We start from the raw sequence: 19,590 nt of genomic DNA on the forward strand, positions 1-19,590 counted from the left end.
AGAAAGGCGCCTTATGGGCTGCCGTCAGGGAAATCATTCACTGGGCTGAAGCACAGAAATAACGCACAACAAGCATAGACGTGCGGTTCAGCACCCAGACAAGAGCGTTTGAAATCTCAAACGAATCCTAGGGCCGATGGGGGTGAAGGACAATAGGCTGTTCGAAAAAAAGAACGAAAAACACGAAATTGACCGTTTTTTCTGATCAGCGTAGCCAACGCGTGCCCTAAGGCCGGAAAACAACGGCAAATCAGCAGCATGGACGCCCGCCATGCATATGAGTATCATGGCGCCGCGTTGCACCAGTAGCTCAGCTGGATAGAGTACTGCCCTCCGAAGGCAGGGGTCGTGGGTTCGAATCCCGCCTGGTGCGCCATACAGTCTCTGGAGCTGTCTCAGACACTCCATGAAACACCTCAAGAAGCCCGCCTTGTGCGGGTTTTCTTGTTTCTGGCTGTACCTCGTTGTATATCCGGTAGCTTCACACCGTACATGCACTTGTATGGCCCACGACTCAGAAACGCCGGAGCGTTACTCGGAGCTATGCAAGGGAAGTATTGGAAGGACCATCAGGACAAGAAGCACATAGAGATCGATGGGGTTTGCTGGCTTCTGGATCATCTTCGCCCGTTCAGCTTCAACATGAATATCCCTGCTGCCAATGGTCAGCCAGCCGTAACCTTGGCCATAGAACTGGAATACAGCTCCCACTGCATCAGTCGGGGCCCCCGGAAAAATGAGGAAATCGATTTCCAATCAGCAGGATACGAACGCTTGGTGATCGACCATCGGGAAATCAGGCGTGAGTTCAAGCAGGACCGACATGCCCTATCCTTCCTCCTGCCCAGTATCGTAACGACGCTTCGCGACCGTCGATGCTTCTTCACCGGCAAGGAAAACTTCCTGATATTCGAGATCGGCGAAATCCTGCCAGGCTACGCCAAGGACACCAAGTACGAGATTTTCTTCAACGTGAGAAGAGGCGATGCACGCAATTCTTTACGGCTTTTCATCGAGAGCGCATATGTTCGAGATGAGGAAGCGGATAATGAACCAGTCAACTTTAAAAAGTCCGACAAAATCACGGCCTGGAAGCTTTTTTTGAAGAAGTCGCGGGGTGAATCGATCAAGGCACCTACAGGCAATGGCCTCCAACGTAACAGACGCCGTCAGTAGCCAGAAAAAGCAAACCCTCCAACGATGAAATCGAAGGAGGGTTTCGCGGATGCCCTTAGGGATAACCCCTTCAACCGGCACGGCCGAGAACCTGTGGCGGCATCTGAACACCTAGGCCTTATATGGCCCAAGCTCCGTATATATCCAGACGCCGTCAGGCTAATCAAAATTGATCAACACGTCAATGTAACATCGGTAACGTCCGTCGGTTGGAGTCTTGGACCTATTACAAGCAGGAAATAGGACTCAGCCCTTGGTTCACTCAACGCTTGCGCAACGCCTCCAGCCGCGCCGGCAAATCCTCCTTGGGAAACCGCTTGTGCAGCGCAAGCAGCTTCTCATCCGCCGCCCTGGTCTGCCCTGTCTGGCGCAGCCGTAGGATTTCCAGCAACCCCTGCTCCAGCGAAGGGGATACGGCGGGCACGGGCTTGCTCTTTTTCGCCATGGGTTCATCTGCCAGGACTTGCACAGGCTTCTCCGGGACCTGGCTCAGTTCGCCCATTGGCGCTGCCATGCGTGCCATGGGTGCCGGGGCAGCAGGGGCGGCCGGAGCGGGGGCAACGGCGAGCTCCTGACGGGCAGCGGAATAATCCAGTGCAGCCGGCGCAGGCAGTTCGTCCCTCGGGACCGGCGAGCGCAGCATCAGGCCGATCATCAGCGCCACACCCGCCACGGTGGCGAATGCCATTTGCCAGCGCGGCCGCTGACAGGCGTGCAGCCAACGTTGCCACAGGCTCGGCCTGGGCGCCGGCGCTTCGCGGCGGGCGGTGGCCAGGATGAAGGCGTCCAGGGACGCGGGGGGCTCTCCGCCGGCGTGTTGGCGGAAATGCTCGATCAGCGCTTCGTCGGCGGGAACCGAGGTCTGTCGGGAGTCAATCATGCGGGTACCTCCTCGGCCAGCAGCCGGTGCAGCTTCTGCTGGGCGTAACGCAAACGGCTCTTTACTGTTTCCAGCGGGACACCGGTCAGGGCGGCGATCTGTGGCAGCTCCAGATCGCCGTGCAGGCGCAGCAGGAAGACTTCGCGCTGGTCTTCCGGCAAGGCTTGCAACGCGGCTTCCAGACGGTCCTGATCGCGGCTCAGGCTCAGCTGTTGCTCCGGGGTATTGGCGTCGTCGGTCTGGACGTGAAGCTGCTCGTCATAGCTGTCATGCAATGGATTGTGAACACCGTGCTGGCGCCAGTGATCGATCAAACGGTTGCGGGCAATCTGGAACAGCCAGGTACGAAAACTCGCCCGTCCTTGTGGCTGGGTGCTGCTGCGGATCAGGCTGAGCCAGGTGTCCTGGAAGATTTCCTCGGCCAGCTCGGCCCTGTTGCTCAAGGACACGAGGAAACGGTAGAGCCCCTGCCGATGCCGCGCATACAGGCTTTCAAAACTGGCGCCATCACCGTCGCGGTAGCGGGCCAGCAACGATTCGTCGCTGACTGAGTCAATCGGGGCGGGCATTTGGCTGGCGGACTCCTTCCAATTGAATGCGATTTTGCAAACAGCACAGGCCCACTGTGGGAGCCGGGCTTGCCCTAATGCCAGTCAGTTAAGGATCAAACAGCGCAACACCTGTGGGAGCAAAGCTTGCTCGCGATAGCGATGGACCAATCAACATTGTTGCTGACTGACTTACCGCAATCGCGGGCAAGCCTTGCTCCCACAAGCCCTGCGCCACATTTCGATCCGATAATCTTCAAGAGCCGTGCTTGACCTCAGGCTTGAGGCTCTGCGCCAGCTCGACCATCTGCACGAACTCGGCACGCAACCCGAACGGGTCATCGCCCCGGGCAGAACGGGCCAACTGAGCGGTGTCCTTCAAACTCATCGACCCAGTGTAGCGCCCCTCCCCCTTGAGTTGCTGCGCAAAAGCCGCCACCGCCGCCGAGAAACGCAGGTCATCGCTGGCCTTGCTTTCGCCCTGTGTGCTGGCGATGGGATGTTCGATCAGTCGGCTGCTGCCGCCTTCAGCGGGTTTGTAGCGTACCCGCACCATTGCCAGCTCACCGGCCTTGCCCTCTTGCTTGGGCTCCGGGCTGGCATAGCGCAGCGGCTCCAGCCAGCCCTGCTCACCTTTTGGCACGATTTCATACAATGCCGTCACCGTGTGCCCGGCGCCGATTTCGCCGGCATCGACCTTGTCGTTGTTGAAATCCTCACGTTTCAGCGCTCGGTTCTCATAACCCAACAGGCGATACTCGCTGACTTGGGCCGGGTTGAACTCCACCTGCAACTTCACATCCCGCGCCACCACCGCCAGGGTCGAGCTGAGCTGGTCCACCAGCACCTTGCGCGCTTCGAGCAGGTTGTCGATGTAGGCGTAGTTGCCGTCGCCGGCATCGGCCAGCTGTTCCATCAGGTGTTCGTTGTAGTTATCCACACCGAAACCCAGGGTCGTCAGGGACACGCCACTTTTACGCTGGTCCACCGCCATCTGCTTGAGGCTGTCGAAATCACTGATGCCGACGTTGAAGTCGCCATCGGTAGCCAGCAGGATGCGGTTGATGCCTTTGTCGATAAAGCTTTCCCGGGCCATCTCGTAGGCCAATTCGATACCCGAGGCGCCTGCGGTGGAGCCTCCGGCGTCAAGCTGATCGATGGCGTTGCGGATCTGGGCTTTATCGCGACCCGAGGTGGGCTTGAGCACCACACGCGACTCACCGGCATAAACCACCAGGGAAACCCGATCCTGATCGCGCAACTGGTCCACCAGCAACTTCAGCGTGCTCTTGACCAGTGGCAGGCCTTCGCGACGGTCCATCGAGCCGGAAACGTCCACCAGGAAGACCAGGTTGGCCGGCGCCAGGTCCGCCACGGCGCGGTCGGAGGCCTTGATGCCGATGCGCAGCAAACGGGTGTGAGGGTTCCACGGCGACGGCGCCACCTCGGTGGTCACGCCAAAAGGCGAACCATCGGTGGGCAGTGCGTAGGTGTAGGGAAAGTAGTTGACCATTTCCTCCAGCCGCACAGCCCCTTCGGGCGGCAGGCTACCCTGGTTGAGGAAACGTCGCACATTGGCGTAGCTGCCGGTGTCGACATCCACGCTGAAAGTCGACACCGGTGTTTCGGCCACGCTATGGATGGGATTGTCCGGCAGTTTTTCATATTGTTCCCGCGGCTCGGAGCGGTAGTCCCCAACGATCGAGTCGTTCATCACCTTCGACGAGGCCATCGGTGCCGGCGCACTCATGCGCTGTACCGCAGGCTGGGCCACATAGGCCACTTCGCCCTTGAGTTCGGAGCTGGGCGCCGCAGCTACCGGCTCGCCCGGCTTGGCGGTTTCCCCGTATGGCTGGCTACAACCGGCCAGCGCCACCAGTAGGGTCACGGCGAAGCCCTGAGCAGCAGGGCGTAGGAATGGGAGCGGGCGGGACATGGGCTGAACCTCGTGAGTGGATGATCCGTTCACAAGCTCAGACGAGGAGGATCTGCGGTTCGGGTTAACGACAGCAAAATTTTTTTGGAGGCGCTGAAACAGCAGCGCCTGGTCACCGTGGATGTCCAGGCGCAAAAGGCGGCCAGCGAGACGGCACATGACTCGCAACGGGGGAATCCAATCATTCGATCCCGATTTCCACCACCGTTTTCCCTTGCCCGCGTCCTTCGGCCACTTGCACAAACGCGTCATTGACCTCGCCCAGGCCAAATCGCCGTGAATCGACCTTGATCCGCAGTTTCCCGGCCTCAACCAGCCCTGCCGCCTCCCGCAGGATCTGGCCATGGCGCTCGCGCCCCTTGCCGGTCAGCAAGGGCATCAAGGTAAATACGCCGGAATAACTGGCGCCACGAAACGACAATGGCGCCAGGCTGTGTTGTCCCCAGCCCAGGCAGCTGAGGACGTGGCCGGTGTAGGTCTTCACGGCATTGAACGAAGCGTCCAGGGTCGGGCCGCCGACCGTGTCATAGACGATGTCGAAGCCCTCGCCATCGGTGTGCAGGCGTACGTAGCTATCGGTGTCCTCGGAGCGGTAGTCAATGGCCGTCGCGCCCAGTTCGCGGATGAAATCCAGACTGCCGCTCGAGCCGGTGGCATAGACCTCGGCGCCCCGGGCCCTGGCGATCTGCACGGCCATTTGACCGACACCGCCCGCGCCACCATGGATCAGCACTTGCTGGCCGGCGCGGACATTGGCGCGATCCACCAGCCCTTCCCAGGCCGTGATGAACACCAGCGGCAATGCCGCCGCCTCCCGCATGCTCAGTGAAGCGGGTTTGGGCGCGACCAGCCGAGCATCGACGGCAATGTATTCGGCCAGGGCACCTTGGGCGCCGCCGATACCACCTGCCATGCCGAATACTTCCTCGCCGGGGGCAAAATCATTCACACCTTCGCCCAGTGCTACGACCGTCCCGGCCAGGTCAATCCCCAAAACAGCGGGCAGCGGCTGACGAGCATGGGCACCGCCCCCTGCCGCGATCTTGGTATCCAGCGGGTTGATTCCTGCAGCGTGGACCTTGATCAAGACCTGTCCCTTGCCCGGAACAGGCCGGGGAATTTGGCGGACGATCAAGGGAGCCTGGGCAGCTTCGGCGACGGCGGCGGACATGGTGTTGTTCATGACGGTAAACCTCCAATGAGTGGGCAGGTTCATATTGCGAGCAAAGACGCATTCCGATAAGTGAGCAACAATGGATAGTATTTATTCCCCAAAGAGGCCAAATTCCCATGGATCTGTTCGACGCTATGCAGGTATTCGTACGGGTGGTGGAACGCGGCTCGTTCTCGGCCGTCGCCAGGGAACTGAACCTGGGTCAACCGGCAGTGAGCAAGCAGATCCGCGGGTTGGAGCAACACCTGGGCGGAGCGCTGTTTGCCCGCAGCACCCGCCATCTGGCGTTGACCGACCAAGGCCAGCGCTTCTACGCCCAGAGCAAGGACATCCTCGCCAGCCTGGACACTGCCCGGCTCAGTTTCGCCAGCGGACAGGAACAGGTCGCCGGCCCGCTGCGCGTGGCGGCGCCGGTGAGTTTCGGACGGCTATGCATAGCACCTCTGGTGGGTGACTTCCTGGCGCGTCATCCACAGGTTCGGATCGATCTGAGGCTGAGCGATCACCATGAGGATGTACTGAAGGAAAACATCGACGTGGCCATTCGTATCGGCGGAATCAAGAACGAAGGGCTGGTGGCCTTGAAGCTCGGCGAAAGCACGCGCCGGGTGTATGCCTCTCCCGCCTACCTGCAACGGCACGGTACCCCGCTCGAACCGTCCGACCTATCCCGTCATAACTGCCTGGGGTTTACCCTGCTGGAGCATTATGACGTCTGGCGGTTCGACTGCCAGGGCGAGCAACATCACGTGACGATCAAGGGCAACGTCACCAGCAACAGCAGCGAAGCGATCCGGGAAATGGTGCTTGGCGGGTTAGGCCTGTCGCTTTCACCCCAGTGGCTGTTCGCCGCCGATGTCCGCCAGGGAACGGTGACCGACGTGCTCGCTCCTTATCAGCCGACGGCATTGCCCATCCACGCGGTATTCAGCCAGGACCGACGTCGCTCCGCGCGGACCCGGGCATTTGTGGACTTCTTGCGCGCATGCCTCTGAAGGCTGGACCTGCAGAGGCGCCTGAGCAGGACTAGGCGTCACACGCCAATGAAGGCTGCGCCGACTTCATGGGGCGCCGCGAAAAAAACATCGCCGCCGCGACGCCCACTGCCCCCATCACCACGCTATACCCCACGCACACCCACGGACTCCATGGCACCAGCGCAATCAGCACCAGCGGCGTGACACTGGCCCACAGCGCATAGGCGATGTTGTAGGTGAACGAGATGCCGGAGACGCGGATCTTCGGCGGGAACAGATTGACCATCACCGAAGGCACCGCGCCGACCACGCCGCAACCCAGGCCGGCCACGGCGTAGGCCAGGCCCAGCCAGGCGCCGCCGTTGATCAGGCTGGCGTAGAGCACGGAAATGCCCAGGGGCAACAGCAGGCTGTAGAGCATGACGGTGCGCCAGGCGCCGATGCGGTCGACGATAAGGCCGGCCAGGACACAGCCGATGTTCAGGAAGACGATGCCCAGGCTGCTCAAGGCAAAGGTCTGGCCGGGCGTCATGCCGAAGCTCTTCTGCATCACGGTCGGGGTAATGACCACGAACACCACTACGGCGGAGGTCAGTACGCAGGTCAGGATGACGGCGGGCAGCAAGGCCTGTCGATGATCCCGCAGCACCGTGTGCAACGGCAGCTCCGCCGCGCCTTCGCGGTTGGCTTGCAAGGCCATGAAGATCGGCGTTTCGCTCAGCCAGCGACGCAGCCAGACGCCGATGACACCGAAGACTCCACCCAGCAGGAAGGGCAAGCGCCAGGCGTAATCGAGGATTTCCGTCGGGGTGTAGATACGGGCCAGCGCCGTGGCGGTCAGCGCGCCGAGCAAGTAGCCAAAGGTCAGGCCCGCCTGGAGGAAGCCCAGGGCGTAGCCGCGATGGTGGAGCGGCGCATGTTCGGCGACGAACACCCAGGCGCTCGGCACCTCACCGCCCACCGCCGCGCCCTGCAGGATGCGCAGGGCCAACAGCAGCAGCGGTGCGAAATAGCCGATTTGCGCATAGGTCGGCATCACGCCGATGAGCAGGCATGGCAAGGCCATCATCAGGATGCTCAGGCTGAATACCCGCTTGCGTCCCAGGCGATCCGCGAAGTGCGCCATGAGGATGCCACCCAGTGGCCGCGCCAGGTAGCCGGTGGCGAAAATCCCGAAGCTTTGCAGCAAGCGCAGCCAGTCGGGCATTTCCGGTGGGAAGAACAGCTGGCTGAGGGTCAGGGCGAAGAAGACGAAGATGATGAAATCGTAGATCTCCAGCGCCCCGCCCAAGGCGGCAAGCCCCAGGGTCTTGTAGTCGGACCGGCTGAACCGGTCGCCTGGCGGATGGGTGATGGCGGTCATGGGCAGATTTGACTATCAGGTGGTTGGAATGGCGAGGCGCCGTCGCACGGAATCCCCCGCCATAAGGTTCACATGGCTTGAATCAGCGGTGGTAACGCCGCACGACGCTGCTGTTGCGCAACACGTGACCGTTGATCTTTTCCATCAGTTGGGCACGGGTCAGCCCGGCGGGCAACGCATCCGGAGGCAGGTCCAGGGCGAAGAGCTGGATCAGATAGTGATGAGCGCTGTCGCCGATGGGTGGGCAAGGACCGATATAACCGTGGGTATTCTTGCTGTTGATACCGCTCACGCCTTCCAGCGTGGTCTTGCTGCCTGCCCCCGTCGGAATCTGCCGCGTGCTGGCCTTGATACCGTAAAGGACCCAGTGGTCGACGCCCTGACCCCTTTGGCCATCCGGGTCCAGCATGACGATGGCGTAGCTGAGGGTACCCGGCGGGCCGGCGTTCCAGCTCAGGGCGGGGGAAATGTTCTTGCCACCACAATTGTTGGCGTCACTGGCAGCCGCAGCGGTGAAAAGACGGTCATCCGACACGCCAGGGATGTTGAGCGTAAAGCGCTCCTCGGCCTGGACAGCCCCTTGTGCGCACAGCACCAGGGCGAAGGCTGCCAGCCAGGGGGTGAGGGAAGTCAATCGGGTCATACCGGGCACCTTATGCGGGTCAGGCCATGGACGGCCTGCGCACTATAGCCCCAGCGCCGCCCGGGTTGCAGTGACAATTATGCTGAACCTCGCTCCAATCGGCCGACTCCAACGAGAAACGCCTGCCGGAGACCGACCATGCCCTTGCATCAAGTCGCCCGCTTCGCGGATGTACGCGAAGACCGCGGCCTCGAAGTCAAGATCGACGAAACGCCCCTCCTGCTGCTGCGCGTAGGCGACCAGATACGCGCCTTCCTGGGCAGATGCCCGCACGCCGGCGCGCCGCTGGCCAAGGGGGCGGTGTGTCATGGAAGGCTGATCTGTCCCTGGCACAAGGCGGCCTTTCGGGCCGAAGACGGCGCCCTGTGCGAACCGCCGGCCCTCGACAGCCTGGAGCGTTATCACGTCGAAGTGCGCGACGGCGATATCTGGGTCGATGACCAACCGTTGCCCGCCGAGAAAACCCCGCCGGCCGACGACCCGCGCACCTTTGTCATCATCGGTGCCGGGGCAGCCGGCACGGCATGCGCCGCGGCATTGCGCGAGAAAGGCTTCGGCGGCCGGATTCAGCTGATTGATCGCGAAACCGACGCCGGGTATGACCGTACGGTGCTGAGCAAATACGTCCTGGCCGGTGACATGACCGTCGACGACACCCCCGTGTTGCGGGATGAAGCTTATTTCACCCAGCAACGCATCGAGCGGATTCACGGCGAGGTCGTGAGCCTGGACAGCACCTCCCGCCAGATTCGCCTGGCCGACGGACAGACGCTGGACTACGACGCAGCATTGATCGCCACCGGCGGAACACCCAGGACTCCGGACCTGCCCGGCATCGATCTGCCGCAGGTGTTCGTATTGCGTTCAATGGAGCACACAAGACGGATCCTCGACAGCGCCCGGCCGGGGCAACGGGCGGTGATTATCGGTGACAGTTTCATAGCCATGGAGGTCGCCTCGTCGCTGCGCAAGCGGGAACTGAGCGTCACAGTCCTGGCCCGTCATCCCGTGCCGTTCGCGGCGCAGTTGGGTGACAGCGTCGGCCAGGCCATTCTGGCTCGGCATCGAGCCAACGGCGTGGTGTATCACAGCGATGGCGAAGCGGCGCGGATCGAAGGGGCCGGCAAGGTTGAGGCGGTGGTGCTGGATAACGGCCAGCGCTTTGCGGCGGACCTTGTAGTTGTCGGGATCGGCGTACGTCCGGCCACCGATCCGTTCGCCGATTTTTCACGGGAAGAGGATCAGTCATTGACCGTCGACGCCGGCATGCGCGTCACCGATGGCATATGGGCCGTTGGCGATATCGCGACCTTTCCTCTCAGCGGCCAGCCCCGGCGAATCGAACATTGGCGCTTGGCCCAGCAACAGGCCCGGATCGCGGCGGCGAACATGCTCGGTGGTGAGGAGCATTACCTGGACGTACCGTTTTTCTGGACTTATCACTTCGGCAAACGCTATGACTACCTTGGCCATGCCGAACAATGGGACGAGGTGCAATTCAAGGGCACTCCCGAGCATCCGCCCTTCATTGGCCTGTTGGGCAAGGATGGCCTCGTCGCCGCGGCAGTGGCCTGCGACGAGGGCCGGGCCATGGCGGCGTTGGCCCAACGCATGAAACAACCGCTGCCGGTGGATGAGGCGTGGCGGTTGATTCGGGATTTTTCGAGCGCCTGATCCATCGCCATCGCGAGCAGGCTCGCTCCCACATTGATCTGAGTTGCCTAGAAACTTGGGCTCACACCAATCCCTGTGGGAGCGAGCCTGCTCGCGATGGCGTCGGCAGTGTCTATATCGAATTATCGGCCGGAAGCTGGATAACCCGCCCCTGCTCCAACGGCGCCAAGGGTGGCGGCTGCAATTCCTTGCTCAGCACATGGAAGTGCGGCACGACATGGCTGATATCACCGTCCTGATTGTTGTGGATGATTTTGGAACCCGGCCGGCGCAGGGTATCCAGGCGCTCGTCGGTCAATTTGAAACTGGCGCTCAGGCCCTGGTCGTCGACCACCGGTGCCGGCAGTCGACGCTGGGCGAAACTCTGACTCTTGCGCTGCTGATAACGCGCCCAGGCAATCAGAATGACCGCGTTGACCAGCGCCACCCAGCCATAGATCTGCAACGTCCCGAGGGTGTCCAGCCACGTTCCGCCGAAGCGCGGCCCGGCGTGACTGTCGAACAGCGGCCAGAGCCCATTGACCAGCAGGTACAACAGCCCAACCCACGCCAGTACCGTGAAGAACACATCGATGAGCACCAGAAAAGGCCTTTGCCGGGTCCTGATAATTTTCATCGGATCACTTCCTCTTCGTCATCGCCAAACGGTTTGATTCCTCGATCCGGGCTGACCCAGCGGGCACGTTTCTGATGCTGCCCGAACAAGACCTTCGGAAAACTCACCAGGGTGGTGAACAGGCTGATCAACCAGAACACCAACGGGTACCAGACCACCCAGAACATGATGTGCCATAGGCCTTTTTCGTAACGGCGATCGATGAGGATGCTCACCGCGAATTGGACCAGGCACACCACCGCCAGCAACAGCCCGGTGAACGCCGGCGGCATGAGATGCTCGACCGCAATGGCCGCCGGCATCTCGACGAATTTACCCGTGCCCCAGAACACCACCGACAGCAGGAAGGTGAACGCCCATCCCGTCGACAGGCAATATTCGAACAGCAGCGGCCACAGGTAGCGATGGCGGTATTGCCAGATGCCACGGATATTCTTGAACAGCACCTCGGCACCGCCCTGGGCCCAGCGCAGCCGTTGCCGCCACAGGCCGCGCAGGGTTTCGGGCATGAGAATCCAGCACAGCGCACGGGGCTCGTAGAAGATGCTCCAGTGGTCCAACTGCAGCTTCCAGCTGATGTCGATGTCTTCGGTGATCATGTCCGGGCTCCAGTAGCCGACCCGGTGCAGGGCCGTGCGACGGAAGGCGACGATCACGCCGGAGACGGTAAAGATCCGCCCGAATACCCGCTGAGTGCGCTTGATCAGGCCGATGATCGAGGAAAACTCGCCCACCTGGACCCGACCCACCAATGTCGAGCGGGTGCGGATACGCGGATTGCCGGTCACCGCGCCAAGACGGGCATTTTCCAGCATCGGCGCCACCAGATAGGCGCAGGTATTCGGCGCCAGCAGTGCATCGCCGTCGATGCACACCAGGTATTCGCTGCGGGCCGCGATGGCGCCCATGCGCAGGGCCACGGCCTTGCCCTGATTCTCCGCCAGGTGCAGCACCCGCAGGCGCGGATCCTCCAGCGCCAACAGATCGAGGACTTGGCCGGTGTTGTCCTTGGAGCCATCGTTGATGGCGATGACTTCGATGTTCGGGTAATGCTGGCCGAGCGCTGCGTGAATGGTGTCGGCGACGTTGTCGCCCTCGTTGAAGCAAGGCACCAGGATGCTGATCAGCGGCTCCCCGGCCAGGGGCGGTGGCAAGGTGTCGTCCTTCCACGGCCAGTGACGCTCCCAGTGCAGCCAGAAATACAAGCCACCGGCAATCCACAGGCCGGACATGAACAGCGGGTAGAAGAACACGAAGTCCATCAGGAATTGCCCGGTGACCAGGAAGATCAGGCCCAGGGGCACCCCAAGGACGATCGCCAGCACCAGCAGGGCGAGCAGTCTGTCGAGCATGTCAAGGATTCCACTTGTTGGAGAGCGCCGGCCGCACGGTTTTCACCGCCGGCTGGTCTTCGATGAAGTTGTCCGGGTAGTAGCCGAAACTGGTCACGCCCTGGCGCTTGAGGCGTCCCATCCAGTCAGCCAGTTGTTCACCCTCGATATCGCTGGCCGGTTCGCTGTCCCAGTCACGGGCCTGCAATTCGAACACCGTGCGCTTGAGCGCACCGGGGCGGGCCTTGACGGTCTGTACCAGGCGCTCCAGCCACGGGCCGGACTGCGCGCGGGTCTGTTTCTCCATCAACGGCATGGCCATCGGTGCCGTCCAGTCATAAGCGCCGAGGAAATCGTCGAGGTTCTGGGCGAACCAGGCTTCGCTTTCGGGATTGAGCATCGGTTCGGCAAAGATATTGCGCGCTGTCAGCACCTGGGGGCCACGAATCGCCCGGACCTTGGCGGTGAGTTCACGGGTGAAGTCGATCAGGTAGCGGCTCTTGAAACGGGTCCAGCGTTGCATCGCTGCCGGGTCTTCGCGCAGCGCGGCGATGGACGTCGGCAGGCCGTTGGCAGCATAGACCTTCAGGGCGCTGGGACCGGCATCCTCGAAGTCGGAGAACACCGCATCGTCGTGGTACAGAACGCCGTCCAAAGAACTCATCCGTGCCAGGTCCTCGTAGATTTCGCCGATGACCTTGCGTACGTTCGGATCGAACGGTGACAGGCGCACGTATTGGTCCGGGGCAATGCCGGTCTTGCCGGTTGCCGGATCCCAGCGCTGGACTCGCGGCAGCTTCGCATCCAGGGCAAAACTGAGCACCGGCATCCAGGCGTAAACCTTGGCATTGGCCCGGGTGCGCAGTTGCCAGGCGACCCGGTCGAACAGATCGGCCCGTACCGGCAGGTGACGGTTGGGAAAGTACAGCGAATGCACCAGGCCATCGCCCTTCGGATCAGCGAAGGCCTGCAGGAATACCGTGTTGGCGCCCAGGTCGTAGATGCGCTGGATCAACTTGCCGACGTTGGCTTCCTGCTGCACGGGGTCCGGGTCGTAGACGTAATCCAGGTCGACATGGACCACGCGCATCGGGTCCATCGTCTGTACGGACACGATGCTTTCAGCGAAATGTGCGCCATCCGGATCGGAGGCCACCAGAAACCGCGGCCCGCTCATCAGGTTATCGAGGCTGTCGAGGCCGTCCTCCAGGGTCAGGGCCATTTGATAACCCTCGCTGCCGATCACCTGCAGCGCGGTGCCGTCGGCTTCCCCGTAAGGCCAGACCCAGACACGCGGACGGTAGCCGGTGACCTTGCGGATTTTCTCCGAGATCGACGCCACGTCCTGGCGCAGGCGTGCCTGGAAATCGGCCTCGGTTTCATAGCGGCCGGTGGCGGGATCGTAGCGCCGGGTGGTGGCCGCGGGTTGCTGGTTGCCTTGCGGGTTGGCGAGCACACCCTTGTGATTGGCGTCGGTGTGGGCAGCGATTTCCACCAGGCCCGATTTCGACACTTCGCGAATCTGCTCCCAGGTCAGGAATTCGGAACGCTTGCGCGGCACCCCGGCGAAATCCACCGGTCGGTTCAGTGGTGTATCGATCCAACTGCCCACCGGCGCCAGGATCGCCGGCCAATTATAGGCGCGCAGGATCGGCATGACCCGGGTGTAGAAACTCGCATAGCCGTCGTCGAAGCTCAGCAGCACCGCACGCGGCGGCAGCTCGGGGCCGCCGTTACGGGCGTGGATGATCTGGTCCACGGTGACCGGCTGGTAGTTGTTTTCCCGCAGCCACGCCAGTTGTTCGATCAGCCGTTCGGTGCGCACGGCCACCAGCGCCTGGTCCGGATCCAGGTCCTCGACGTCGTGATAGGCGATGCCGAGCACATGGTTCTTCGGCCACGGCTCGTCGTTGGCCGCCAGCGGCCGTTGCGAGGGCGGCGTGAACGCCGGGGCCTGCTGGGCACACGCGCTGATCAGCAAGACCCCCAGCAGCAGGATGAATCGCGAAATGACGGGCATTTTCAAACTCTTCTAGAAGCGGTAGGTGAGGTCGACAAGCAGGCGCAGATCGCTTTCACGATCGCCGTCGTAAGGGCGGTTGAGCCAGCTCAGCGTGGCGCCTGCCTCTAGCACGTCGTTCCAGAGGAAGCGCTGGCCGTAACCGAGCAGTCCCATGGCGCCGGTACCGTAGTCGCGCTGGCTGTAGCTGCCGGCACCGATCTGGAATTGCTGGCTCCATGCGGTTTCATAACGGCGATACAACACGTGGTTGGCGGTGACGGTCGGCATGACGCCGAGGTCCGACTTGGGGTTGAAATAGGGCACTTCGTTGGAGCCACTGTTGCGGCTGGCCGCGATCTCCAGGCCCATCTCCACCTGCAAGCGCGGTGTGCTGTAAAGACCTTCGCGGCCGGTCAGCAAGGTTTCGAGACGGTTGTTGCCATCGCTGAAATGGGACGGGCTGACCGTCAATCGCCACTCGCGGCTTTCATGGGCTCGCCAGCGGATGAAACCGCTGCCGCCATTGGCGCGAATGCCGCTGTTGAGGGCGCGCAGCGGCGTGTTGGCCGAGAGGTAATCCAGGCTGCCGCCGTACTGCCAGTGATCATCGATATCCCGGGCCAATGCCACGCGCGCGCCCTGTTTGTCACCGGAACCATAGGCATGATTGGAGACTTCCGCCTCCAGGGTCATGTCGCGGCTGCGGCGCTCCACACCCAGGCGCTGCCAGCGATGATGGCCGGTGCCTTCCTCGAAGTCGCCCGTGGCGTAGCCGACGCCGCCGAACAACCGCCAGTCCTCGTCGATGGGTGGGCTATAGAGCAACGTTTCGATACCGAAGTCCCGACTACCGGTGACCGCCCCGGCATCGCCGTTGCCGCCGCCATGACTTTTGCCGGTGTAGGCCTCGATGCGCAGCTCAGCCATGTCGTGCACGTCGCGCTGGCGTTGCAAGCGTTTGACGTGGGCGTTTTCCGGGTAACGAGCAACGACATCGTCAGTCAGGGCATCCAACTGCCGCCATTCCTGCAAATCCATGGCGGCGCGGGCCTGAGCGACCTCCAGGTCCCGGTTGCGCGGGGTGGTTGCCTCGACTTCCTTGAGCAGGCTTTCCGAACGTCGCGGCCAATCCCGGGCCTGATACAGATCGGCCTGGGCCAGCCGCAGACCGATATTGCCAGGCCCTTGGCTGACCAGGGCCTCCAGACGCGCTTCCGCGTTAGGCAGATCGGCACCATAGGTCCCGGACTGGGCGGCGAGCAGTTGGGCATCCATCCATTCGTCATTGGGATTGCCGATCGGCAAGCCCTTGAGCTCGACCCGTGGACGCTGGGACTTCGCCAGGTCTTCAGCCCAGGCTCGGGCCTCTTCGGATCTTTCGCTTTCCAGCAATGCGTAATAGAGCGCGGTACTGTCTTCGAAGCGATCCGCGACATCGGCGTCCGGTGCGCTCAACACCCGCCGGTACAAGTCGACGGCGATCTCCGGCTCACGCTGCTCCAGGTAGGAGGACGCCACCCAACGCAGGGCATAGGTGGGAATACTCACACCTTCGGCGATCAATTTCTGGTACTCGGCGATCACTTCCGCCCGTCGCGCCCGGGCATTGAGCGCGCCCATGCGGTCGATTCGCCAGCGGAGTACGTCATCATGGGCCTCGGCCACCGGGGTCCAGGTGGCGAGCAACTTGTCGTAATCGGCCAGGGCGCGATCAGCGATGACGAAGCGTTCCTTTTCGCTGCGGCTGGCCATGTCCGCCAGGCGAACCCGCTCGGCTGCCACGTCGCCTTCCAAGCGCCGCTGCACGCCACGGTCAATCAGGCCCGGCTGCAGACGGGCCAGGCGCAATGCCGGCTCAGGCAGGCGGGCACGCTGCAGGGCATTGATGTATTCCCCGGCGATTTCGGGCCTGCTGCCAGCGCGAGAGAACGCCTGGTCGTATTCGAACAGCGCTTCGTGAGGGTTGTTGGCACGGGTCAAGGCATAACCCAAGGCCATCCGACGCGTCGGGTCTTCAGGCTTCGCCGCGACCATGGCCCTTGCGCGATTGACAGCCTCATCAGGCTTGCCGGCATCGGCCTGGGTCAAGGCCAGGCCGAGTTGCAGGTCTGGGTTCTGGGGATCGATCAGCAGCGCCTGGCGATACAGCTCGGCGGCCGAATCCCAACGCTTGAGGTTGCGGTAGGCACGAGCCGTTGCGCTCAGTGCCTGGACCGGCAGGTTGCGATGGCGCCCCTGGGTTTCGTAGACCTTCACCACTTCGGTATCAAGGCCGGCCCAACTGGCAATCTGCAGATAATCACTGATCTGGGCGGTACTGGCCTGTTCGGCCGGCAGCTGACGCAACAGGGTCAACGCAGGCGTGTAATGACCGGCACGGGCGTCGAGCACCATCTGGTCATAGGCGGTATCGGCGACTGCGAAGGCCGGCCAGTACAACTGGCTGCACAACACGACGCCAAACAACGGGCGCAAACCGCATTGAATAAGAGGACCCACAGTACGCGGCATTCGTCAGCATCCTTACATGGCCAGCCGGGTCGCAGTGCCCCCTTGCCCATCAAACAGGAAGCCGGATCAAAGGAATCCAGCCAAGCTCTAATGGGCCTAGTCTTGCATTGCGGGGCCGAGCATTTTTGAGAACGCCACAATTCTTCAGAATCGATACAGATTCAGCGCTGATCCGGAGGCGAAAAAAAACCGGCCCGTGCGCAAGGCACGGACCGGTTCTGGATGTTGCTGAAGCGGTTACTGAACGGCGACGCCGCCACCCATCTGGTTCATCACAAACCCGGTGAATTCTTCGACCGTCATTTTCTTACCGTTGAAATCAACCTGATTGTTGGCGTAGCGCAGCTTGGTCACCACGTCGTTGCCTTCCAGGGTCGCCAACTGCGTACCCACTGCCATGGCGCTGAACATATCGCTGGTGGCCAGGGCCTGGTCCGCGATCAGCTTGGCGTCGGTCTGGCCTTCCATCTGGGCTTGTACGGTCGCCAGGTCCACCAGCATCGGCTTGGACACTTTCACGTTGAATTCCAGCAGGGCAAGCAACTGACGACCCAGCTCATCGGGCGGCAGGTCCATCGATTGCGGCTTGGCCAGATCGACGACCAGGCTCGCACGGCTTTCACCGCTGGCGGTACTGAACGACAGATTCTCCAACGCGATCTGCGGGCCAGCGGCCAGGAGTTTTTCCAGATCGGCCTTGACCTGAGCCTCTTCGGCCTCGGTCAGGTTCAACTCCGGAGCAGGCTCGCCAGCTTCGGCGGCTTCGGCGGCGGCTTTTTCATAGGGCTGCAGCTTGGCCTGGTAAACCTGCATCAGCGACATGGTGGCGGGGATGTCGAGGTTCTTCGCGCTGATTACCATCTGGGCGGCGCCAATGGTCTTATCGTTGAACGACAACTCACCGATCTTGTAATCGGCACGTCCCGAAGCGCTGGTGCCGCTTTCGGTGCTGCTGTTCTTCATCTCGATATTCTTCAGGCCCACCACCGACTTCTGCTCGCCGAAGCTGGCCTTGATGTTGCTCAGGATCAGGGCGTTATCGCCCATGTAATAGCCGTAGCTGCTCTTGCTCAGATTGCTGGCAAGGGTCAGACCATTCAGCTCGACCACTACCGGGCTCTGATCTTCCGCGACGCTGGTCAGCTTGAGGCTGTCCATGTAGCCGTCGGCCTTGATCTTCTGTGCCTGGGCATTGGCGGCCAGGTCGAGTTTCAGGCCGGAGAATACGACCTGGGACTGCTCATCCAGCTTGGCGTCCAGGGGCAGCAATTCCAGCGTGCCGTTGACCGATTGGTCGTAGCCCAGGTTGAACACGCCTTTGAGCGGCGATTTGTCCTTGGCGGCGGCGAACCATTTTTCGGTCAGCGGGGTCCGCTCGATTTCGGTGTGGCTGGTAGCCATGACCGGCAGCCACTTGAGGGTCATCAGACGGGAAAAAGGTAGTGGGCCATGTTCGATGTGGTCCACGACCAGCAGCTCGACCGCTTCGCCACCGAACATGTCGCCTTCGCCCTTGAGGCGATAATGAGCGGTACTGCTGAAGATCCCACGATCCAGCGAAACCAGCTCGATGGAGGACGAGCTGTTGGAGCCGGCCAAGGCAGTCACCATCTGCTTGTTACTTTCGGCAATGGCAGTTTGCAGCACGCCCTCAAGCTTGGTTCCGGTGTACCAGGCGCCGCCCGCACTGACGGCTCCGATCGCTACAACGATTCCCAAGAGTACGCTTGCTGATTTATTCATAAGTGACCCGATCGATATCCATGGTTGAAAAAAGCCGTCGTCTTCCCTGACCCGCGAAGGGTGTGGCTTGACGCCGTAGAGTGGGGGTGGAGATTACCATCAGGCACCCTTGGGGGCCCAATGTTTAAAGGGGGAAAAGCAAATTCTTGAGAGGTGGTCTACGAATATTGGACTTCGATTTCATCCAGCTGATGGTCGAAAGTCCTGAGCCGCGCCGTCCAGGTGTACACCAATACCTCGAAATCGCGATTGATGACCGCTGCGCCGGATGACTCTGCACGAGGGTCGCAGAAGTCCAACTGATAGCGTTCGCGGGCCATGGCATTGGCAACATCGCACAGCTCGCGGGCATTGTTGAGCCAATGCCAGCCATCCTGGGCGACTTGCTTGTCCAAAGCAGCACATTGGATTTTCAGGGCTTCAAGGCTTTTTTCCAATGGAGTGCCCGTGAGTTCGCCCATGACCTCCTGGAAGGTGCGACCAGGCTGCCAGTAGCTGCCCCAGAAATAACGGTCGAACACTGTTTCGACCCGTCTCAATGCAACCTTGGTATCCCAGATCAGCACCAGGGTCTTGCCTTGTCCGAGATGCTTTTTCTTGATGCGTTGCCCTTGCAGCGACGCCCAGGCCACGACAGCGATGGATATCACGCCGATCAGCGCAGAGGCACTGTCCAGGAATATCAGGGCTTTTTCAATCTGGTGAGTCAGCATGACGCCATAGAAATAAGTCGCCGAAAGCAGCAGCAACGCCGCGATGGCGCACCAGAAACCGGGAGCATAAGGGTTTTTCATTATTGGAATCCCCATGACCAATGACGCATTGGTGTCGCGGGTTCGGTTTCTCGCCAGTCCCCCGACACTCACAGCATAGCAACGGCCCCGGGGTTTGCCGGGGTGTCGACAGCAAATGAGGAGCAAGATCCGATTACCGGCCCAAAACGACAAAACCCCTGTCTGCGTCAGCAGACAGGGGTTTTGGAATTTAATCTTGACGATGACCTACTCTCACATGGG

The 19,590-nt window shown here is 61.5% G+C and carries 15 protein-coding genes and 1 tRNA gene; 4 read left to right on the forward strand and 12 right to left on the reverse strand.

All coding sequences use genetic code 11. The features are described 5' to 3' along the window. Positions 1–299 precede the first annotated feature (299 nt). Positions 300–376: transfer RNA gene (locus N005_RS05490), tRNA-Arg, on the forward strand. Between the two features lie 167 nt (positions 377–543). After that, positions 544–1,176, forward strand: a complete 633-nt coding sequence (locus N005_RS05495; RefSeq protein ID WP_047700119.1) for a hypothetical protein — start codon at positions 544–546, stop codon at positions 1,174–1,176. 262 nt (positions 1,177–1,438) lie between these two features. Here the strand turns inward: N005_RS05495 and N005_RS05500 are convergent, their stop codons facing one another. The 4 genes from N005_RS05500 to N005_RS05515 form a co-directional block, all read right to left on the reverse strand. Next, a complete protein-coding gene (locus tag N005_RS05500; RefSeq protein WP_047700121.1) occupies positions 1,439–2,056 on the reverse strand; it encodes a hypothetical protein in 618 nt (205 codons plus the stop codon). Continuing rightward, on the reverse strand, positions 2,053–2,625 hold the full coding sequence (locus N005_RS05505; protein ID WP_047700123.1) for an RNA polymerase sigma factor: 573 nt from the start codon (positions 2,623–2,625) through the stop codon (positions 2,053–2,055). The genes N005_RS05500 and N005_RS05505 overlap by 4 nt, the downstream gene beginning before the upstream one ends. A gap of 235 nt (positions 2,626–2,860) precedes the next feature. Then, positions 2,861–4,540 (reverse strand): vWA domain-containing protein, encoded by a 1,680-nt coding sequence (locus tag N005_RS05510; RefSeq protein WP_047700125.1) that lies wholly within the window; start codon positions 4,538–4,540, stop codon positions 2,861–2,863. Positions 4,541–4,721: 181 nt separating this feature from the next. Next, positions 4,722–5,723: a zinc-dependent alcohol dehydrogenase family protein gene (locus tag N005_RS05515; RefSeq protein ID WP_047700126.1), complete on the reverse strand. Its 1,002-nt coding sequence runs from the start codon at positions 5,721–5,723 to the stop codon at positions 4,722–4,724. A 107-nt stretch (positions 5,724–5,830) separates the two neighbouring features. On the opposite strand from N005_RS05515, the gene N005_RS05520 reads away from it, so the two are divergent. After that, positions 5,831–6,709 (forward strand): LysR family transcriptional regulator, encoded by an 879-nt coding sequence (locus tag N005_RS05520; RefSeq protein WP_047700128.1) that lies wholly within the window; start codon positions 5,831–5,833, stop codon positions 6,707–6,709. Between the two features lie 31 nt (positions 6,710–6,740). On the opposite strand, the gene N005_RS05525 is transcribed toward N005_RS05520, so the two are convergent. Further along, on the reverse strand, positions 6,741–8,054 hold the full coding sequence (locus tag N005_RS05525; RefSeq protein ID WP_047700130.1) for an MFS transporter: 1,314 nt from the start codon (positions 8,052–8,054) through the stop codon (positions 6,741–6,743). Between the two features lie 82 nt (positions 8,055–8,136). Beyond that, complete coding sequence (locus N005_RS05530; RefSeq protein ID WP_047700132.1) at positions 8,137–8,697, reverse strand: YbhB/YbcL family Raf kinase inhibitor-like protein; 561 nt, start codon at positions 8,695–8,697, stop codon at positions 8,137–8,139. A gap of 138 nt (positions 8,698–8,835) precedes the next feature. On the opposite strand from N005_RS05530, the gene N005_RS05535 reads away from it, so the two are divergent. Next, positions 8,836–10,371, forward strand: coding sequence for an FAD-dependent oxidoreductase (locus tag N005_RS05535; RefSeq protein WP_047700133.1), 1,536 nt, complete (start codon positions 8,836–8,838; stop codon positions 10,369–10,371). 112 nt (positions 10,372–10,483) lie between these two features. Here the strand turns inward: N005_RS05535 and pgaD are convergent, their stop codons facing one another. The 6 genes from pgaD to N005_RS05565 form a co-directional block, all read right to left on the reverse strand. Next, positions 10,484–10,987 (reverse strand): poly-beta-1,6-N-acetyl-D-glucosamine biosynthesis protein PgaD, encoded by a 504-nt coding sequence (gene pgaD / locus N005_RS05540; RefSeq protein ID WP_047700135.1) that lies wholly within the window; start codon positions 10,985–10,987, stop codon positions 10,484–10,486. Next, the gene (gene pgaC / locus N005_RS05545; RefSeq protein WP_047700138.1) at positions 10,984–12,339 is read right to left on the reverse strand and encodes a poly-beta-1,6-N-acetyl-D-glucosamine synthase; all 1,356 of its coding nucleotides are present in this window, start codon (positions 12,337–12,339) and stop codon (positions 10,984–10,986) included. The genes pgaD and pgaC overlap by 4 nt, the downstream gene beginning before the upstream one ends. Position 12,340: 1 nt before the next feature. After that, the gene (gene pgaB, locus N005_RS05550) at positions 12,341–14,338 is read right to left on the reverse strand and encodes a poly-beta-1,6-N-acetyl-D-glucosamine N-deacetylase PgaB (protein WP_047700140.1); all 1,998 of its coding nucleotides are present in this window, start codon (positions 14,336–14,338) and stop codon (positions 12,341–12,343) included. A 12-nt stretch (positions 14,339–14,350) separates the two neighbouring features. Next, positions 14,351–16,831 (reverse strand): poly-beta-1,6 N-acetyl-D-glucosamine export porin PgaA, encoded by a 2,481-nt coding sequence (pgaA, locus tag N005_RS05555; protein WP_047700142.1) that lies wholly within the window; start codon positions 16,829–16,831, stop codon positions 14,351–14,353. A 237-nt stretch (positions 16,832–17,068) separates the two neighbouring features. Next, positions 17,069–18,574 carry a YdgA family protein gene (locus N005_RS05560; RefSeq protein ID WP_047700144.1) on the reverse strand — a complete coding sequence of 502 codons (1,506 nt, stop codon included), beginning with the start codon at positions 18,572–18,574 and terminating at the stop codon, positions 17,069–17,071. 158 nt (positions 18,575–18,732) lie between these two features. Then, the gene (locus N005_RS05565) at positions 18,733–19,368 is read right to left on the reverse strand and encodes a hypothetical protein (RefSeq protein ID WP_047700145.1); all 636 of its coding nucleotides are present in this window, start codon (positions 19,366–19,368) and stop codon (positions 18,733–18,735) included. Between the last annotated feature and the right edge of the window lie 222 nt (positions 19,369–19,590).

Origin of the sequence: Pseudomonas mediterranea CFBP 5447 (genome assembly GCF_000774145.1) — a bacterium.
GTDB lineage: Bacteria > Pseudomonadota > Gammaproteobacteria > Pseudomonadales > Pseudomonadaceae > Aquipseudomonas > Aquipseudomonas mediterranea.